At 68.5% G+C, this 18,534-nt stretch carries 12 protein-coding genes; 7 read left to right on the forward strand and 5 right to left on the reverse strand.

Annotated features, from left to right (window positions below; all coding sequences use genetic code 11):
* Window positions 1-13 precede the first annotated feature (13 nt).
* Window positions 14-1,747, reverse strand: coding sequence for a PE family protein (locus tag CCUG20998_RS10175; protein ID WP_116269103.1), 1,734 nt, complete (start codon window positions 1,745-1,747; stop codon window positions 14-16).
* A 220-nt stretch (window positions 1,748-1,967) separates the two neighbouring features.
* Window positions 1,968-3,608 (reverse strand): PE family protein, encoded by a 1,641-nt coding sequence (locus tag CCUG20998_RS10180; protein ID WP_038579415.1) that lies wholly within the window; start codon window positions 3,606-3,608, stop codon window positions 1,968-1,970.
* Window positions 3,609-3,802: 194 nt separating this feature from the next.
* Here CCUG20998_RS10180 and CCUG20998_RS10185 point away from each other — a divergent pair, with 194 nt between their 5' ends.
* Both CCUG20998_RS10185 and CCUG20998_RS10190 read left to right on the forward strand, forming a co-directional pair.
* Window positions 3,803-4,189 (forward strand): DUF1304 domain-containing protein, encoded by a 387-nt coding sequence (locus CCUG20998_RS10185; RefSeq protein WP_036455822.1) that lies wholly within the window; start codon window positions 3,803-3,805, stop codon window positions 4,187-4,189.
* Window positions 4,190-4,278: 89 nt separating this feature from the next.
* A complete protein-coding gene (locus CCUG20998_RS10190; protein WP_036455824.1) occupies window positions 4,279-4,977 on the forward strand; it encodes a hypothetical protein in 699 nt (232 codons plus the stop codon).
* Between the two features lie 40 nt (window positions 4,978-5,017).
* Here the strand turns inward: CCUG20998_RS10190 and CCUG20998_RS28910 are convergent, their stop codons facing one another.
* The 3 genes from CCUG20998_RS28910 to gabT all read right to left on the reverse strand — a co-directional run bounded on the left by CCUG20998_RS28910 (window position 5,018) and on the right by gabT (window position 12,348).
* Window positions 5,018-7,150, reverse strand: coding sequence for a PE family protein (locus CCUG20998_RS28910; RefSeq protein WP_038579417.1), 2,133 nt, complete (start codon window positions 7,148-7,150; stop codon window positions 5,018-5,020).
* A 153-nt stretch (window positions 7,151-7,303) separates the two neighbouring features.
* Window positions 7,304-10,828, reverse strand: coding sequence for a carboxylic acid reductase (car, locus tag CCUG20998_RS10200; RefSeq protein WP_020728494.1), 3,525 nt, complete (start codon window positions 10,826-10,828; stop codon window positions 7,304-7,306).
* A 179-nt stretch (window positions 10,829-11,007) separates the two neighbouring features.
* Window positions 11,008-12,348 (reverse strand): 4-aminobutyrate--2-oxoglutarate transaminase, encoded by a 1,341-nt coding sequence (gene gabT / locus CCUG20998_RS10205; protein WP_020728495.1) that lies wholly within the window; start codon window positions 12,346-12,348, stop codon window positions 11,008-11,010.
* A 229-nt stretch (window positions 12,349-12,577) separates the two neighbouring features.
* On the opposite strand from gabT, the gene yajC reads away from it, so the two are divergent.
* The 5 genes from yajC to CCUG20998_RS10230 all read left to right on the forward strand — a co-directional run bounded on the left by yajC (window position 12,578) and on the right by CCUG20998_RS10230 (window position 18,492).
* Window positions 12,578-12,919, forward strand: a complete 342-nt coding sequence (yajC, locus tag CCUG20998_RS10210) for a preprotein translocase subunit YajC (protein ID WP_036455828.1) — start codon at window positions 12,578-12,580, stop codon at window positions 12,917-12,919.
* A 111-nt stretch (window positions 12,920-13,030) separates the two neighbouring features.
* Window positions 13,031-14,878 carry a protein translocase subunit SecD gene (gene secD / locus CCUG20998_RS10215; protein WP_020728497.1) on the forward strand — a complete coding sequence of 616 codons (1,848 nt, stop codon included), beginning with the start codon at window positions 13,031-13,033 and terminating at the stop codon, window positions 14,876-14,878.
* 4 nt (window positions 14,879-14,882) lie between these two features.
* Window positions 14,883-16,223 (forward strand): protein translocase subunit SecF, encoded by a 1,341-nt coding sequence (gene secF / locus CCUG20998_RS10220; protein WP_020728498.1) that lies wholly within the window; start codon window positions 14,883-14,885, stop codon window positions 16,221-16,223.
* 5 nt (window positions 16,224-16,228) lie between these two features.
* On the forward strand, window positions 16,229-17,941 hold the full coding sequence (locus CCUG20998_RS10225) for an ABC transporter substrate-binding protein (RefSeq protein ID WP_038579422.1): 1,713 nt from the start codon (window positions 16,229-16,231) through the stop codon (window positions 17,939-17,941).
* Entirely contained in the window at window positions 17,923-18,492 is a 570-nt protein-coding gene (locus tag CCUG20998_RS10230) for an adenine phosphoribosyltransferase (protein ID WP_050674513.1), read from the forward strand. The genes CCUG20998_RS10225 and CCUG20998_RS10230 overlap by 19 nt, the downstream gene beginning before the upstream one ends.
* Window positions 18,493-18,534: the final 42 nt, after the last annotated feature.

Raw genomic sequence — 18,534 nt, forward strand, 5'->3', positions numbered from 1 at the left:
GCGGCGGTGCTGGCTAGGGAGAGCCGTTCGTCCCATCGGTGCCGATCAGCGTGCCGCCGCTGCCGCCGGTACCGCCGGTTCCTCCATTGACGCCGTTGCCTCCGTTGCCCCCGTAGCCCACGGGTGTCGGGGTAAACGAGCCGTCGGAAATCACCCCGACGCTGCCGCCGTTGCCGCCGTTGGCCGCCCCCACGCCACTGCCGGCGTTGCCACCGTGTCCACCGGCGCCGATGCCGAACAACGCGCCCGCGTTGCCGCCGTCGCCGCCATTGCCCACGGCGTTGACGGTTGCCGAGCCGCCGTCGCCGCCCGCACCGCCGAAGCCCGCGCCGATGAGCACGGCGCCCTGACCGCCCTGGCCACCGGCGCCGCCGAAGTCGTTGGCGAATCCGCCGATGCTGCCGGCGCCGCCGACGCCGACGCCGACGAGTGCGACACCCTCACCGCCGTCGCCGCCGGCACCCGCGGTGGAGTTGGCGGCCCCACCGATGCTGCCGGCGCCGCCGACGCCCAAGCCCATCACGGCCGCGCCGGAACCACCCGCGCCCCCGGCGCCGCTGGTGCCGTTTGCGAAGCCACCGATACCACCGATACCGCCGACGCCGACACCGACGAGTGCGGCTCCTGCGCCGCCCGCACCGCCCGCGCTGGCGGCGGCGTTGCCGGCGCCGCCGATGCTGCCGGCGCCGCCAACTCCGACACCAAGCAGCGCTGTGGCGTCACCGCCCTGGCCGCCCAGGCCGCCGGTGTCGTTGGCGAAACCGCCGATGCCGCCGGTGCCGCCCTGGGCGTAGCCGAACACGGCGCCGCCCTCACCGCCCACACCGCCGGTACCTCCGGTGTGGGGGGTAACGGCGGTGGCTGAACCGCCCATGCCGCCGGCGCCGCCCAGGCCATAGAACAGACCGCGCCCGGCGCCGCCAGCGCCGCCGTCCCCTCCGGCCACGCCGCCGCCCCCGCCGGTTCCGCCGGTGCCGCCGACGGCCGAGAGCGCGCCGCCGGCCCCGCCGGCGCCGCCGATACCGCCGGTGCCCTGGGGAGCGTTGCCGCCGACCCCGCCGTTGCCGCCCCAGCCCAGCAAGGGCGCGTTGCCGCCGGCCCCGCCTGCACCCGCGATCTCGCCGATGCCGCTCACCGAACCGCCGGCACCCCCGTTGCCGCCGCTGCCGGCGAGCCAGCCGCCGCTGCCACCGGCTCCGCCGGTCCCGCCGAGGAAGCCGTTGCCGCCGTTGCCGCCGTTGCCGATCAATCCGGCCGAGCCGCCGCTGCCGCCGTTTTGGAGCCCCCCGCTGGTGAAGCTGTAGCCGTTGCCGCCGTTGCCGTACAGGATGCCGCCGGCACCGCCGTTGGGGCTTGTCGCGGTTCCGTTGGCGCCGTTGCCGATCAGCGGGCGTCCGAACAGCGCCTGGGTGGGTGTGTTCACCGCGTCCAGCACGGTGGATTCCAGAGTCTGCAGTGGGGAGGCGTTGGCGGCCTCTGCGCTTGCGTAGGCTCCGCTGGCCGAGTTGAGCAGCTGGACAATGCGCTGGTGTACCTGGGCGCCCTGGGCGCTGAGCGCTTGGTATTGCGCTCCGTGATTCCTCAGCATTGTGGCGATGGCGTGCGACACCTCATCGCCACCCGCTGCCAGCACGCTGGTGGTCGGTGCTGCGACGGCGGCGTTGGCCGCGCCCAACGATGTGCCGATGTTTGCCACATCTTGCGCCGCCGCGCTCACTAGCTCCGGAGTCGCGAACACAAACCCCATCTAGGCCTCCACCCAAGTCAGGTCACCCGCACCAACAAGCTAAAGAAGCCATTTTTGCTGAACTTGGTTGGGGTTGCCTTCGTTTGGTGAGACTTTTTGTCTCAGGTTTTGTGCCGCCCCGGCCGACCTGGGTCAACCGGCGCTTTTGTCCGCCAAATGGGTGTGACGAGTGGCCGCAGCGGGGTGTCGCGTGTGTCCGCGCGCCGCGGCCAGCCCGATATCAGGATCCGTTCGTCCCGTCGGCGCCGATCAATATGCCGCCGGTGCCGCCGGTGCCGCCGGTGCCAGGGGTGCCGCCGGTGCCGCCGTTGCCGCCGTTGCCGCCGTCACCGAAAAGCGTTTGGGTGAAGGTGCCGTTGGCAACTACCCCGATGTTGCCGCCGTTGCCGCCGTTGCCACCGGTGGCACCGGCATTGCCGCCGTTGCCGCCGTCCCCGCCGCGCCCGATGTTGAACAGGCCGCCGCCGTTGCCGCCGTCACCGCCGTTGCCGCCTGCTCCGACGAAACTGTTGCCACCGACAGCACCGTCGCCGCCGAAGCCCGCGCCCCACAGCGCGGCGCCTTGGCCGCCCGCACCGCCGTCCCCGCCGGTGGCGGTGCCGAATCCGCCAACTCCGCCGATGCCACCGACGCCCAGTCCCGTGAGTGTGACGCCCTGGCCGCCGACACCGCCCGCGCCACCGGTTGTGCCGGCGCCGCCCATCCCGCCGAACCCTCCGACACCCGCGCCGACGAGCACACCGGCCACGCCGCCGGCGCCGCCGGTGCCACCGATGTCGCCGCCGTAGCCACCGATGCCGCCGGCCCCGGACTGGGCGTAGCCGATGATCACGCCGCTCTCGCCACCGGCGCCGCCGGTGCCGCCGATGCCGGTGGCATCGGTGGCAACGCCGCCGGCCCCACCGGAGCCGCCCAGGCCGAACAGCAGGCCGCCGCCCGCACCGCCGTCGCCGCCGACACCGCCGGAGGTTGTGCCGGTTCCGCCGGCGCCGCCGGCGCCACCCAGACCAAACAAACGACCGGATCCTTCGCCGCCGACTCCGCCGTCCCCTCCGGCAGTAGCGCCGGTCCCGCCGGCGCCGCCGGCCCCGCCGATGGCCGCGAGCGCGCCGCCGGCCCCGCCGGCGCCGCCGATCCCACCGGCGCCCTGAGTGGAGTCACCGCCAGCCCCGCCATTGCCGCCCCAGCCCAGCAAGGGGGCGCTGCCGCCAGCCCCGCCTGCGCCGCCGATCTCGCCGACGCCGGTCACCGAGCCCCCGGCACCTCCGTTGCCGCCGCTACCGGCGAGCCAGCCGCCGCTGCCCGCGGCTCCGCCGGCCCCGCCGAGGAAGCCGTTGCCGCCGTTGCCGCCGTTGCCGATCAGTCCGGCCGAGCCGCCGGTGCCGCCACTCTGGGTGCCCCCGCTGGTGAAGCTGTAGCCGTTGCCGCCGTTGCCGTACAAGAATCCGCCGGCACCGCCGTTGGGGCTCGTCGCGGTTCCGTTGGCGCCGTCGCCGATCAGGGGCCGTCCGAAGATCGCCTGGGTGGGTGTGTTCAGTGCGCCCAACACGTTGGATTCCAAGGTCTGCAGTGGGGAGACGTTGGCGGCTTCTGCGCCGGCGTAGGCTCCGCCGGCAGAGTTGAGTAGCTGCATGAAGCCCTGGTGGAACTGCGCGGCCTGAGCGCTGAGCGCTTGATATTGCGCGCCGTGACTACTCAGTAGTGCGGCGATGGCCTGCGACACGTCATCGGCGCCCGCCGAGAGCACGCTGGTGGTCGACGCCGCGACGGCGGCGTTGGCCGCGCCCAACGAGGTGCCGATACTCGCCACGTTCTCGGCTGCCGCGCTCACCAGCTCCGGGGCCGCGATCACAAACGCCATTTGAACCTCCACCTGTGTGATGTGCCTTACATATAGTAGGAATGCCTGGGCCTTTTGGGGCGGCGTTGCCCGATCTGCTCCCAACCTGGCGTTTCGAGCCTGGTCCGGGTCGGTATGGTCGCGCATACCCGACTCCACCCGCCGGGTGAACCGAGCCGGTGCCGTTCGAGTAGTTCGAGTGGAAGGCCGTGATGATGATCATCGCCGGGTTGATATTCGCCGCGCTGGCGGGACTACTGCACGTCTACATCTTCACCATGGAGTCGCTGACCTGGACCTCGCCGCGCACCCGCGCGACGTTTGGCACGACGGCGGAGGAAGCTGAAACCACCAAGCTGCTGGCCTTCAATCAGGGTTTCTACAACCTGTTTCTGGCGATTGTCAGCGGATTGGGCATCGCTGGTGTGGCCATGGGCCACAACGGGATCGGAGCCGCACTCATCTTCGCCGGCATCGGATCGATGGCCGCGGCGGCGGTCGTGTTGTTGATCTCGGCGCCGGACAAGGCACGAGCCGCGGTGACACAGGGCCTGTTCCCGGTGATCAGCCTGGTCCTGCTCGGGCTCGGGCTCGCGTCGTAGTGCGATTCGCTGCTGCCTTGATTCTGTGACGGGTGTTACATCGCCTCGGCTTTCGGGTACCCGAAAAGGTATCGGAAGAGGAGATTGCGATGACGCACACAGAAGATCGCCCCGCCCGGTTGGGCATGCCACGCTCACGCGGCGCGGTGACCGGGATACTTCTAGTGGTTCTGGGCGCCTGGGGAGCGCTGATCCCATTTGTCGGGCCTAGCTTCGATTTCGGCTATACCCCTGGCCACGCGTGGACCGCCGCCCGAGGTTGGCTGGAGGTGTTGCCTGGCATCGTGACCGTGGTCGCTGGGCTGCTATTGATCATTTCCACAAACCGCGCCAGTGCGGTGTTCGGTGGCTGGCTGGCCGGTCTTGCCGGAGCCTGGTTTGTGGTCGGCGTGTCGCTGGCCCCACTGTTGAGGATCGGCTCCGTTGGTGACCCGGTCGCGGCCACGAACTTCAAACGCGCCCTCATCGAGGTCTCGTACTTTTCGGGCCTGGGTGTGGTGATCGTGTTCTTGGCCGGTGCCGTCTTGGCAAGGCTGGTGGCGCGATTGGCGCGCGATGTCCAACCGGTACCCGCGCCGGCCGAGGCGCCGGCCTATGCGGCCTACGCGCCCGAGGCGGACCAGACAGCCGAGGAGGAGCCGCAGGACGAGCCCGAGTCCAAGGATCCCGAGTCAAAGGACGAGGCAACGGAAGAGGAAGCGCCGAAGGAACCCGAGGAGAGCGAGGCCGGGACCGAGCATCACGGCCTGGCGTTTCACCCGTTCCGGCGACACCGCGCCGGCGTGTAGCCGGCGGTTAGAGCGACCTGGCCGCCGGCCGGCGCCGGTACTAACCGGACTGGCCGGCGCCGCCCGCGGCGCTGGGCACAAATTGGAAGGAATTGCCGCCCTGGCCGCCCGCGCCCGCACCCGTGCCGCCCGAGCCGCCGCTGGTGGTGCCCGTTCCTCCGGTGCCGCCGTTGACTCCATCGGCGCCGTTACCAGCGTCAAGGCTCAAGGTGGAGGCCAGGGGACCGCCGCCGCCACCGCCGCCGGTGCCCCCGGGAGCCCCGGTGCCTCCGGAGCCGCCGAAGGCGCTGCTGAAGGTGGTGCTGCCGGCGAACGCTATGGCGTTGCCTCCCGCGCCTCCATTTCCGGCGGTGCCACCGGCGCCGCCGGCGGCGCCGCCTCCACCGCCGCCCCCGCCGACGGCACCCGTCCCGGCGGCGGCACCCGCGCCTCCTCCTCCGCCGCCGCCGCCGGTGCCGCCGACCGCGCCGGATGCGGAGGCGCCGCCGCCTCCTCCGCCGCCGGTACCGCCTCCGCCGGTACCGGCGCTGGGGGTCGGGCCGGTGTTGCTACTGGATGCCGTGCCGCCGGTGCCGCCGGTGCCGCCGGTGCCGCCTTGGCCGCCGAGGGCACCGTTGCCTCCGCCGTTGCCGCCGTGGCCGCCCGCGCCACCTCCTCCGCCACCGCCGGCATATCCGACGGCGGTATCGATGCCAGAGGTGTTGTTGCCGCCATTTCCGCCATTTCCGCCAATACCGCCTTGGCCGCCCTGACCGCCGATGGCGTTGGCGGCCCCGGGCGCCCCGCCGGCCCCGCCGGCACCGCCATTGCCGCCGGTACCGCCGCTCGCGCTGGCGGTGCCGCCGGTGCCGGTGTTGATACCGCCGTGGCCGCCGGCTCCACCGTTGCCGCCGAGACCGCCGTTGCCACCGGACCCGCCGCCGACCCCACCGATGCCGGCGCCGCCAGCGCCTCCGTCACCCCCGGCGCCCCCAGCGCCACCGGGGCCGCCCGTGGTCGGCGATGTGCCGTCGGTGCCGGTGGTGCCGATGCTGCCGGCCCCACCGTTGCCGCCGAGACCGCCGTTGCCGCCGGTACCGATGCCGCCGTCGGAGCCGGCATGCGCCAAGAAATTGACTGGTACGGTCACGGCGCCGGCGGCCCCCGCGGCGCCGGCGGCGCCGCCGGTGCCGCCCATTGCGCCGTCGCCACCGGTCATGCCAAAGCCCGTTGCGGCGCCGCCGTTGCCGCCCAGGCCGCCGGCCCCGCCCAGGCCCCCGGCCCCGCCGCCACCACTGGACCCACCGATCAGCGACTGGTCGGCACCACCGGCCCCGCCGGTCCCGCCGGCCCCACCGAAACCACCGATTTGTCCGGTCACGCCGGCCGAGCCCAACGTTCCCGCGGCTCCGTCCGCGCCGGCCCCGCCGGCCCCGCCAGCCCCGCCGGCCCCGAACAACGACACCAGTTGCCTATTGGCCCCACCGGCCCCGCCGTCACCGCCAGCCCCACCCGCTTGCGCGGTGCTGCCGACCGCACCGGCTCCACCGGCCGCACCCGCTCCACCGGCGCCACCGACCCCGCCGTTGCCGCCGCCGATGAGCCCGTTGGCGCCGCCGGTCCCGCCGGCTCCGCCAGCCCCGCCGGGAGTGGTCGCGCTGCCGCCGGCGCCGCCGGCCCCGCCGGCACCCCACAGGCCCGCTGATCCGCCCGCGCCGCCAGCCTGCCCGGGCGCGCCCGACCCGCCGATGCCGCCGTTGCCTACCAGCCACCCGCCGTCCCCACCGGCCGCCCCGGTGCCGTCCACCCCATTGGCGCCGTTGCCGATCAGCGGGCGCCCGGTCAGCATTTGGCTGGGGGCGTTGATGCCCGCCAGCAGGTCCTGCTCCAGGGTTTGCAGCGGCGAGGCGTTGGCGGCCTCAGCCCCCGAATAGGCTCCTGCGCCGGTAAGTAGTGCCCGGACAAAGTCGGTATGGAACTGCTCCATGCGCGCGCTGAGCGTTTGAAATTCTTGCGCGTAGGCGCCAAACATTCGGGTGACAGCCGCTGATACCTCGTCGCCGGCCAGTGGGGCTATCGCCGTGGTCGACGGCGCCACTGCCCCGGTAGCCGCCCGCACGGCATCCCCGATCCCACTCAAATCGTTTGCTGCCGCGGTCAAGAACTCAGGTGTTGCGATTACAAAAGACGACATCGTCGGCGCTCCTGCGGTAGGGCGGTCAGTCTCCTATAAGAATGTGACACCCGCCTCACGCGCAGCGCATAGAAAATTCACATTGTTAGCAAAAAATTTGCAAACACCGCCCAGCTCCACGATGGGTTCGGGCCGTTGGACTTCTTCCCGTCCTCAGAGCAGGCCGAGTAGGCGCAGGTCGCTGACGTACTTCACGATGATCGGCGCGCCGACGTGCGGAATGTCTTTTTCGGGGCCGATCTTCGCCTCTTGCACCGCCGCCCGGAAGCGATCGGTAGGGGCGATCGACCCGCGGACGGGCCGCTCCGGCTGCCGATAGTTGTGCAACAGCGGCAGCAGTGAGCTGTGCCGCTGCCGATCGGGCAGCGCGCGCAGTGCGGTTTCGAAGCGCTGCAGCCAGTCGCCATAGTCAGCGATGCGCTGGATGGGGCAACCGGACTCGTTGAGCCAGTCGACGAACTCGTCGAGTCCGATGCCGTCGTCGTAGGGGTTCATCACGTGATACGTGTGGAACCCATCCTGGCTCTGCGCACCCAAAGTCGAAATCGCCTCGGCGATGAACTCGACGGGCAGACCGTCATAGTGGGCGCGTTGCCGGGCGCCGTCGGCCGCAAGCTCATAGAACGAACCCGGCGCGATACCGGTGGCCGCCAGGCTCAGGATCATCCGGGTGAACATGTCCGGCACATTGAGCTGACCCGCCCATGTGGTGTCGGCCAGGATCATGTCGCAGCGGAACACCGCAACCGGCAGGCCACACAGGTCATGCGCCTCGCGCAACAGCACCTCGCCGGCCCACTTGCTGTTCGAGTAGCCATTGGCGTAGCTGTCGTCGACCGCGCGGGTGGCGCTGATGACCCGGATGTCGGCGTCCTCGGTGAACGCCGACGGCGGGATTTGGTCGGCGACACCGATTGTCGAGGTGTAGCTGTAGGGCTTGATCTTGGAGGTGAGCGCCAGCCGCAGCAGCTCGGCGGTGCCCAGCGCGTTGGGCCCGAACAGCTGGCTGTATGGCAGTACGTGGTTGACCAGGGCCGCGGGGTCGACGATCAGGTCGACGGTGTCGGCCAGGCGTTGCCAGGTCTGTCGGTCCAGTCCGAGGTCGGCTTCGCCCTTGTCGCCGGCGAGCACCTCGAGGTGGTCGGTGGCCAGTGCACGGTAGTGGGCCAGCAGTTCGGGGTCGCCGCTGTCGAACGTCTTGTCCAGCCGCGCCCGTGCCTCGGTGTCGGACTTGGCCCGGACCAGGCAGATCAGTTTGCCGTCGACCAGGTCCATCCGCTCCAGCCATTCCAGGGCCAGGTAGCGCCCGAGGAAGCCGGTGGCGCCGGTCAGCAGAACGGTGCGCACTTGGGCGTTTGCGGCGGGCAGCCGGGGAGCTTCGGCCAGGGTTGCGGCATCGATGAACTTGTCCAGGGATAGGTCACCGGCATGCACCTGGGTGACCTGCTCATTCGAGGCGCCGTGGACTGAGGCGAAGGTCGGCCGTGTCGAGCCGGGTTTGCGAGCCGCCTCGACGTAATCGGCCAGGGCCTGCAAGTCGTTGGCGGGGCTGACGATGACGCCCACCGGCACTTCGATGTCGAAGATCTCGTGCAGCAGGTTGGTGAACGACAGCGCCGACAGCGAGTCGCCGCCCAAATCGGTGAAGTGCGCATCGGGCTGGACGTCAGAGGCGCTGCCGCCCAACAGCGCGGCCGCCGCACGGCACACCGTCACCAGCACCGGCGCATCGGCACCGCTTTGGCGCAGCGAGCGCAGTTCGTTGGCCTGGCCGTGTGCCAGGTCCGTGTAGATCTGCTCGAGAAGCTCGCCGTAGTGCTTCTTCAGCTGCGGCCGGGCCAACTTGCGGATGCCGGTGAGCAGGCCGTTCTCCAGCGTCCATGGCGTTGTCTCGATGATGAAGTCGCGCGGGATCTCGTAGGACTGCAGCCCGGCGGCCTTTGCGACCTCTTGCAGCGAGTCGCCCAGCCGCGCCTTGAGCTCCTCGACGGGCACGGCGTCCAGCGCCTCCTGGGTAGGGACGATCACCGCCAACAGGTAGGCACGGGCGCTGTTGCCGTAGATGTAGATCTGCCGTACCAGTGGGCTGTCGCCAAACACCGCTTCGAGTTTGGAGACGGTGACGAACTCACCCTGCGACAGCTTCAACACGTTGTTGCGGCGGTCGAGGTACACGAACTGTTCGGGGCCGACCTCGGCCATGATGTCGCCGGTCCGGTAGAAGCCGTCAGCATCGAACACGTCGGCGGTGACTTCGGCTCGCTGATAGTAGCCCGGGAACAAACTATCGGTCTTGACCAGCAACTCGCCTCGCGGATGCGGCCGGTCGGTCAGGAAGTAACCCAGGTCGGGAACATCGACCAGCTTGTAGTCGAGTACCGCCGGGCGCCGAATGGCTCCGTCGATCAGGATCATGCCGGCCTCGGTGGAGCCGTAGCCCTCGACCAGATGCATGTCGAGCAGCTCCTCGACCCACGCCTTCATCTCGTCGGAGATCGGGGCGGAGCCGGTCAGTGCGCTGGTATACCGTCCACCGATCACGTCGTTGCGTATCTCGGCCTTGACTTGGGCTTCGAGCGCGACCCGGTCGGTGCCGTCGACCAGGCGGCGGTCGACCTCACTCTGGAACTCGTCGAACACCATGTCCCAAACGCGTGGCACAAAGGTCAGCTCGGTGGGCCGCACCAGCGCCAGGTCTTCGAACAAGGTGGAGAGATCGCTCTTGGCCACGAAGTAGGCGGTGCCGCCATTGCACAGCGTCCCGTACAGGATTTGGCGGCCCATGACGTGACTCATTGGCATGAAGTTCAGCGTGATCGACGGCTCGTAGCCGCCTTCGAACCAGGTGCGCTTGCGCCAGAAGGTCGCAACGTTGCGTCGGGGGTACATCGCGCCCTTGGGCGCACCGGTGCTGCCCGAGGTGTAGATCAGTAGCGCGAGCGACTCGTCGGACACATCGGTGCCGGGCGCCGAACCGGCGGACGCACCGCGGGACGCGTCGCCGCGCGTGATGGCCTCGGCCAGGGTTTCGACGACCGCCGAGCCGGCCAGGCGCTCCCGGGCGGATTCGACCGCTGCGCGGTGTGCGTCAACCTGCCGGTAGTGGTCGAACACCAGGACTCGGGTAGCGGTCTGACCGGACAGAGCCAATTCGGTGGCGTCATCGAGTGCGTCGACGCTGGCCGCGATCATGGTGGGCTGGGTCTCGGCGACGATCGGCCGCAGCTGGGTTATCGCCGCGCTGGTCTGCAGCGGTACGGCCACCGCGCCCAGTCGCGCCAAAGTCATGTCGATGGTGGCGTAGTCGACGCTGTTGAAGCCCAACAAGCAGACCCGGTCGCCCGGTCGCACCGTCTGTTCGGCGCTGAGCACGTCGGCCAGTGCACTGATGCGGTCCCAAAGCTCGCCGTAGCTGATGGTTTCGAAGTGGGGGAGCAGCCGCAGCGTGGTGTGGCCGGTGCCGGCGTCGGTGACGAATTCGACCGAACGGTGAGCGAGCGCCGGCCGATCGGCGTATCCGGTCATGACGCTCTCGATGATCTGGGGTAGCGGTAATCCCGGCCGCTCGATCGCTGCGGTGATCGCCGTGGCGGGTTTGGCGGCGGCGAACTGCGGGTCGTTGGCGTAGAGGTCCTGGATGCGGCGCTCGAGCCGCTCTTCACGCGTGATTGGCGACATGGCAGATCCTTGCAATGGCTCAGAAATCGAGAATTTGACCGCGCGACGTTGCGCTAGACAACTAGAACGTTAGCTAAAGTAAATAACTTTCTCAATGCCTCGGCCCGGCCAAGTGCCGCCAAATGGTGTGATCTACCCCACCGCCGAATCCAGGTGTCGACGGATGGGGGACGGGCCGGTCAGAGGTCGGCCAGGATCTGGCACAGGATGTCGAGGCCTTCGGACAGCAGCTCGTCGCTGATCGTCAGCGGGGGCAGCAGCCGGATCACGTTGCCGAACATTCCGCACGTCAAGACAATTACGCCGGCGGCATGGGCGGCGGCGGCCAGCTTTTGGGTGAGTGCAGCGTCGGGTTCGGCGGTGCCCGATTTCACCAGCTCCATGGCGATCATGGCGCCGCGGCCGCGCACATCGCCGAGGCGGTCATCGGCGGCTTGCAATCGCAGCAATCGGTCCATCACCAGTCGTTCGATCTGGCGGGCCCGTTCGACCATGCCTTCGCGTTCGATCGTTTCGATGGTGGCCAGGGCCGCCGCACATGCGACCGGGTTGCCCCCGAAGGTGCCGCCCAAGCCGCTGGTGTGCGGGGCGTCCATGATCTCGGCCCGGCCGGTGACCGCGGACAGGGGGAATCCGTCGGCGATGCCTTTGGCGGTGACGATCAGGTCGGGCTCGACGTTCTCGTGGTCGCACGCGAACATGGCGCCGGTGCGGGCAAATCCGGTCTGCACCTCGTCGGCGATGAACACCACGTCGTTGTCGCGGCACCACCGCTGCAGCGCGGGCAGGAAACCGTCGGCCGGAACGATGAAGCCGCCCTCGCCCGCGATCGGTTCGATGATGACCGCGGCCAGGTTGGCGGCGCCGATCTGCTTGTCGATGAGGTTGATGGCGCGTTCGGCGGCAAGTTCACCGTCGGTGGCGATGTCTTTGTCGAGCAGGTTGTCGCGGTAGGGGTAGGACACCGGTGCGCGGTAGATCTCCGGCGCAAAGGGGCCGAAGCCGCTCTTGTACGGCATGGACTTGGCGGTCAGGGCCATCGTCAGGTTGGTGCGGCCGTGGTAGGCATAGTCGAACGCGGCCACGGCCTGCTTGCGGGTGTGTGCGCGGGCGACCTTGATGGAGTTCTCCACCGCCTCGGCGCCGGAGTTGAACAGCACCGTCCGTTTCTCGCCGGAGCCCGGGGTGATCCGATTGAGCTCTTCGGCGACGGCCACGTATTGCTCGTAAGGGGTCACCATGAAGCAGGTGTGGGTGAACTGCTCCACCTGGGCCCGTACCGCGTCCACGACGCGGGGCGCCGCATTGCCGATAGTCGTGACGGCGATGCCGGAGCCGAGGTCGATCAGCCGGTTGCCGTCGGCGTCCTCCACGATTCCGCCACCCGCGCGAACCACGAACACCGGCAGGGTGACCCCGACGCCACCCGACACCGCCGCGGCCCGGCGCTTGTTGAGCTCCAACGATGCGGGGCCGGGGATTTCGGTGACCAAGAGACGACTTTGATCGAGGCTGGCCACGGGTGTTCTCCTCTCGCGCGGCGCGGCGGTCGCGTCGCGGGTAAAAGCGTATCTGCTCACCCCAGCCCGGCGATCCCTGTGGGGCGGGACGGCAATGGGGCGGGTGCCCGTCGGGGTACGACCTGCGGGAATGGCAGACTGGACCGTTACGAGGCGCGCGAGCCCGGTGTCACGCTCGGCGCCGCCCTCGAATACCGAGGGAATACCGATTCGAAAGACAGGCGTGTTGATGGAGAGTTTCGTCCTATTTCTGCCGTTCCTGCTCATCATGGGCGGCTTCATGTATTTCGCCTCGCGACGGCAGCGCAAGGCCATGCAGGCCACCATTGACCTGCACGAGTCGCTCGAGCCTGGCGACCGGGTGCACACTACTTCTGGCCTACAGGCCACCGTCGTCGGAATCACCGAGGACACCGTCGACCTCGAGATCGCCCCCGGTGTGGTCACGACCTGGATGAAGCTGGCCGTACGCGACCGGATCCTGCCCGATGACGACTCCGACGGCGAGCTCGATGCAGAAAGCCCGGAAATCTCGGAAATCTCGGAAAGCCACACAGCCAAGGAGTTGTGATCGGGGTTCGGGGTCCGAACACGGCAAGCCGCGTGCGTGACGCACGCGCCCCGCAGCGCCACGTAGGCTCTGTCGGGGGTAAGAACGGAATTTCAAGGAGATAAACGGAACGTGGCGTCGTCTTCTGCGCCGGTGCATCCTGCCCGCTACCTGTCGGTGTTTCTGGTCCTGTTGATCGGCGTCTACCTGCTGGTTTTCCTCACCGGGGACAAGAAGGCGGCCCCCAAACTGGGTATTGACCTGCAGGGCGGCACTCGGGTCACGCTGACCGCGCGGACCCCGGACGGCTCGGCCCCCAGCCGCGAGGCGCTGGCCCAGGCCCAGCAGATCATCAGCGCCCGGGTCAACGGGCTCGGTGTGTCTGGCTCCGAGGTCGTTGTGGACGGGGACAACCTGGTCATTACGGTGCCCGGAAACGACGGCAACGAAGCTCGCAACCTCGGGCAGACCGCGCGGCTGTACATCCGGCCGGTGATGAACTCGATGCCGGCCCAGCCCGCTGCCCAAGAACCGCAGCAGGAACCGCAGCAGCCGGGCGGCACTGCGCCCGCCCCAGGCGGACCGGCACCGAATGCGGGGCAACCGCCCGAATCCGGTGCTCCCGCTGCGCCACAACCCGGCGCGCCGGCTGCCCCGCAATCGGGAGTTCCGGGCCGCCCGGGGGCGCAGCCGCGGCCCTATCCGCAGGACCCACCGCCGTCGCCGGCTCCCGCTCCCAGCCCGACCCCGACGGGCAGCCCCGCGCCGCCCGCCACCGGGGCCCAGCAGCCGGCGGACTTGCCGCCGGGCGAAGAGCCCGCGCTGCCGGATCCGCGCAAGGATCTCGCTGAGCGCATTGCGCAGGAGAAGAAGTGGCGGCAGAGCACCAACCAGTACATCCAGATGGTCGCTCTGCAATTTGAGGCCACCCAGTGCGGCAAGGACGACATCCTGGCCGGCAACGATGACCCGAAGTTGCCCCTGGTGACCTGCTCCACCGACCACAAGACCGCCTACCTGCTGGCGCCGTCGATCATCAGCGGCGATCAGATTCAAAACGCCACCTCCGGAATGGATCAGCGCAGCATCGGCTACGTGGTGGATCTGCAGTTCAAGAGCCAGGCGGCCAACACCTGGGCTGACTACACGGCCGCCCACATCGGTACTCAGACCGCCTTCACCTTGGACTCACAGGTCGTGAGCGCACCGCAGATTCTGGAGGCGATACCCGGCGGCCGGACCCAGATCAGTGGGGGAGAGCCACCATTTAGCGCATCGACCGCACGCCAGCTGGCCAACGTCCTGAAATATGGTTCGCTGCCGCTGTCTTTCGAATCGTCTGAGGCGCAAACGGTTTCGGCGACACTGGGTTTGACGTCGCTGCGGGCGGGCCTGATCGCGGGCGCGATCGGTCTGGCGTTGGTGCTGCTCTACTCCCTGCTGTATTACCGGGTGCTCGGGTTGCTCACGGCGCTATCGCTAGTTGCCTCTGGCGCAATGGTTTTCGCGATCCTGGTGTTGCTGGGTCGCTATATCAACTACACCCTGGACCTGGCGGGTATCGCGGGTCTGATCATCGGTATCGGCACCACCGCCGACTCGTTCGTGGTGTTCTTCGAGCGAATCAAGGACGAGATCCGTGAGGGTCGTTCGTTCCGCTCGGCGGTGCCACGAGGTTGGGCGCGCGCCCGCAAGACGATCGTGTCGGGTAACGCGGTCACCTTCCTGGCCGCCGCGGTGCTGTACTTCCTGGCAATCGGGCAGGTGAAGGGTTTCGCATTCACGCTGGGCCTCACCACGATTCTGGACATCGTCGTGGTCTTCCTGGTGACCTGGCCGCTGGTCTACTTGGCCTCTAAGTCGCCACGGTTGGCAAAGCCGGCTTACAACGGCTTGGGTGCGGTTCAGCAGGTTGCTCGCGAACGGCGTGCCTCCGACTCGAGGACTCGATCGGGCATCGCAAAGACGGGACGGGGATAACGCCATGGCGTCGGAGACCAAGGCCGAAACCACAGCCAAGAACACCAAGAAGGACGCTTCGGCGGTCGAACTCACCCAAGCCTCCGAGGGCTCGGCCGAACTGAGCGGCTCGGGCAGCGAGAAGGCCACTGGGCTGCCGCACCACAACCTGCTCTCCCGGCTCTACACGGGTACCGGGGCCTTCGAGGTGGTGGGACGGCGCAAGCTCTGGTACGGCATCAGCGGGGCGATCATGGCGATCGCGATCCTGAGCATCATCGTGCGCGGCTTCACGTTCGGGATCGATTTCAAGGGCGGCACCACGGTGTCGTTCCCGCGTGGTGACAGCCAGGTCACTCAGGTCGAAGAGGTTTTCCACAACGTCGTGGGCAGCGATCCCGAGTCGGTCGTCACCGTGGGTAGCGGCGCTTCGGCGACCGTGCAGATCCGGTCCGAGACGCTGTCCAACGAGCAGACGGAAAAGCTGCGCGACGCCCTGTTCGACGCGTTCCACCCCAAGGGGGCCGACGGCAAGCCCAGCAAGAAAGCCATCAGCGACGCCGCGGTATCGGAAACCTGGGGTGGGCAGATCACCAAGAAGGCGGTGATCGCCCTGGTGGTGTTCCTGGTGCTGGTCGCCATCTACATCACCGTGCGCTACGAGCGGTACATGACGATCTCGGCGATCGCGGCGATGATTTTCGACCTGACCGTCACCGCAGGGGTGTACTCCCTGGTGGGCTTCGAAGTCACCCCAGCCACCGTCATCGGACTGCTGACGATCCTCGGGTTCTCGCTCTACGACACCGTCATCGTGTTCGACAAGGTCGAGGAAAACACGCACGGCTTTCAGCACACCACTCGGCGCACCTTCGCCGAGCAGGCCAACCTGGCGGTGAACCAGACATTCATGCGCTCGATCAATACCAGCCTGATCTCCGTATTGCCGGTGCTGTCACTGATGGTGGTGGCGGTCTGGCTGTTGGGCGTCGGGACGTTGAAGGACCTGGCGCTGGTGCAGTTGATCGGCATCATTGTGGGCACCTACTCATCGATCTTCTTCGCCACTCCGTTGCTGGTGACCCTGCGTGAGCGCACCGAGCTGGTGCGGTCCCACACCCGCAAGGTGATCAAGCGTCGCACTCCGGCTTCGCGTGCGGCCGGCGAGCGCGCCGCAGCCGATGCCGAGTCGGGGCAGGAGCTCACCGAGACCGCGGCCGCCGAGACGCCGACAGAGACTGCGCGCCCGGATGAGAAGGCTGACGCGAAGCCGGCCGCATCGAACAAGCCGGCGCCAGGTGCGCGCCCGGTGCGCCCCACCGCTACCAAACGTCCGACCGGCAAGCGCAACGCCGGCCGTCGGTAGTCGCGATGGCCAGCTGTCGTCGTGAACGCAACTTCAGCCGGTGGTCGGGATTGCGCAATGTCCTGCGGCGCGGTTTCGGGGGCAATGGGCACAAGATCGCCGCTGTCGGGGTCGCCGCGCTGGCTGCGGCATCCTCGCTGAGCGCGTGCTCGGGTAGCGCGGCGGGGCAGATCGACTATGTGGTCGATGGTCCGCTGCCCACCTACAACACCAACACCGTCACCGGAGCCGCATCCGCCGGAGCGCAGGCGTTTGCCCGAGTGCTGACGGGGTTCGGGTACCACGGACCCGACGGCCAGGTGGTGGCCGACCACGACTTCGGAACGATCTCGGTGGTGGGCGGCGCGCCCTTGGTGCTCGATTATCAAATCGCTGACGACGCCGTCTATTCCGATGGCAAGCAGGTGACTTGTGACGACCTGGTGCTGGCCTGGGCCGCAGAATCCGGGCGTTACCCGGGTTTCGATGCCGCAACGCAGGCCGGCTACGTCGACATCGCCAACATCGAATGCACGCCCGGGCAGAAGAAGGCCCGAGTGTCCTTCATCCCGGACCGCGCGGTCGTCGACTACGCCCAGCTGTTCACCGCGACATCATTGATGCCGTCGCACGTCCTGGCCGATGAGCTTGGCATCGACGTCACCGCGGCGCTGCTGGACAACAAGGCTCCCCAGGTGGAGCAGATCGCGCGACTGTGGAATACCACCTGGGATCTCAAGCGGGGTGTGGATCTCAAACACTTTCCGTCTTCGGGGCCGTACAAGATCGAGTCGATTCTCGACGATGGTGGCGTGGTGCTCGTCGCCAACGACCGTTGGTGGGGCGCCAAGGCGATCACCAAGCGGGTCATCGTGCGGCCGCAGGGTGCCGACATCCAAGACCGGGTCAATAATCGTGACGTCGACGTCGTCGACGTCGCGGCCGGGTCCTCGGGGACCTTGACCACCCCCGACAATTACCAGCGCACGGATTCGCCATCGGAGGGAATCCAACAGCTGATCTTCTCGCCGAAGGGGCCGCTGGCCGATGTTCGCAATCGTCGCGCCGTCGCGTTGTGTACGCCACGGGACGCGATTTCGCGCGACGCCGGAGTTCCGATCGCCAACTCGCGGCTCAATCCGGCCACCGAGGACGCCATCGCCGGGGCCGACGGCACCGCGGAGGGGGGCAAGTTCACCAAGGGTGATTCGGGCGCCGCACGCGATGCGCTCGGCGGTGCGCCGCTGACCCTGCGCATCGGCTACCACGGGCCCAATGCACGGCTGGCGGCCATCATCGGCGCCATCGCCAAGTCGTGCGGGCCGGCCGGCATCTCGGTTTCTGATGTGACGCTGGACACAGCGGGGCCCGGGGCGCTTCGGGACGGCAAGATCGATGTTTTGCTGGCCAGTACCGGTGGGGCCTCCGGTAGCGGGTCCACGGGTTCGTCGTCGATGGATGCATATGACCTGCACAGCGGTAACGGAAACAACCTGTCGGGCTACGCAAATCCGCAAATTGACGGCATCATCAGTGCACTTGCGGTGTCCGCTGATCCGGCAGAGCGTGTCAGGTTGCTCGCCGAGGGGGCGCCGGTACTCTGGGACGAGATGCCAACGTTGCCGTTGTACCGGCAGGAGCGCACGTTGCTGATGTCAAAAAAAATGTATGCCGTGAGCAGGAATCCGACTCGCTGGGGGGCAGGCTGGAACATGGACCGATGGGCGTTGATGCAGTGACAGATTTAGTGGTAACTGGGCGGGGGAGCGCCCCCGTCGCGGATCTGATCTCGTCGCTGACCAGGGACGTGGCGGATTTCCCCGAGCCTGGAATTCAGTTCAAGGATCTGACTCCGCTGTTTGCCGACCGTGAGGCGATGGCTGCGGTGATCGACGCGCTGGCCGACATCGCGGCCGGCACCGACCTGGTGGCCGGTATCGAGTCGCGTGGGTCGCTGGTTGCCGCGGCCCTGGCCGCACGCCTGGGCACCGGCGTGCTGTCCATTCGCAAGAGCGGCAAGCTGCCACCGCCGGTGCTCACCGAGGAATACGACAGGGAATATGGCGCTGCCAGCATGGAGATTCCCGCCGACAGTCTCGAGCTGCGGGGACGTAGCGTGGTGATCATCGACGATGTGTTGGCCACGGGTGGGACCCTCGGGGCGGCAACCCGCTTGCTGGAGCGCACTGGTGCCAAGGTGACCGGGGCGGCGGTGGTGGTCGAACTGACGGCGCTGGGCGGTCGCGAGGCGATCGCGCCGTTGCGGGTGCACAGTCTGAGCCGGGCCTAGTCTGCGCCGGCAGCGGCCGAGAACGAGCGGGGCAAGTCCAAC

The organism is Mycobacterium marinum (assembly GCF_003391395.1).
Lineage (GTDB): Bacteria > Actinomycetota > Actinomycetes > Mycobacteriales > Mycobacteriaceae > Mycobacterium > Mycobacterium marinum.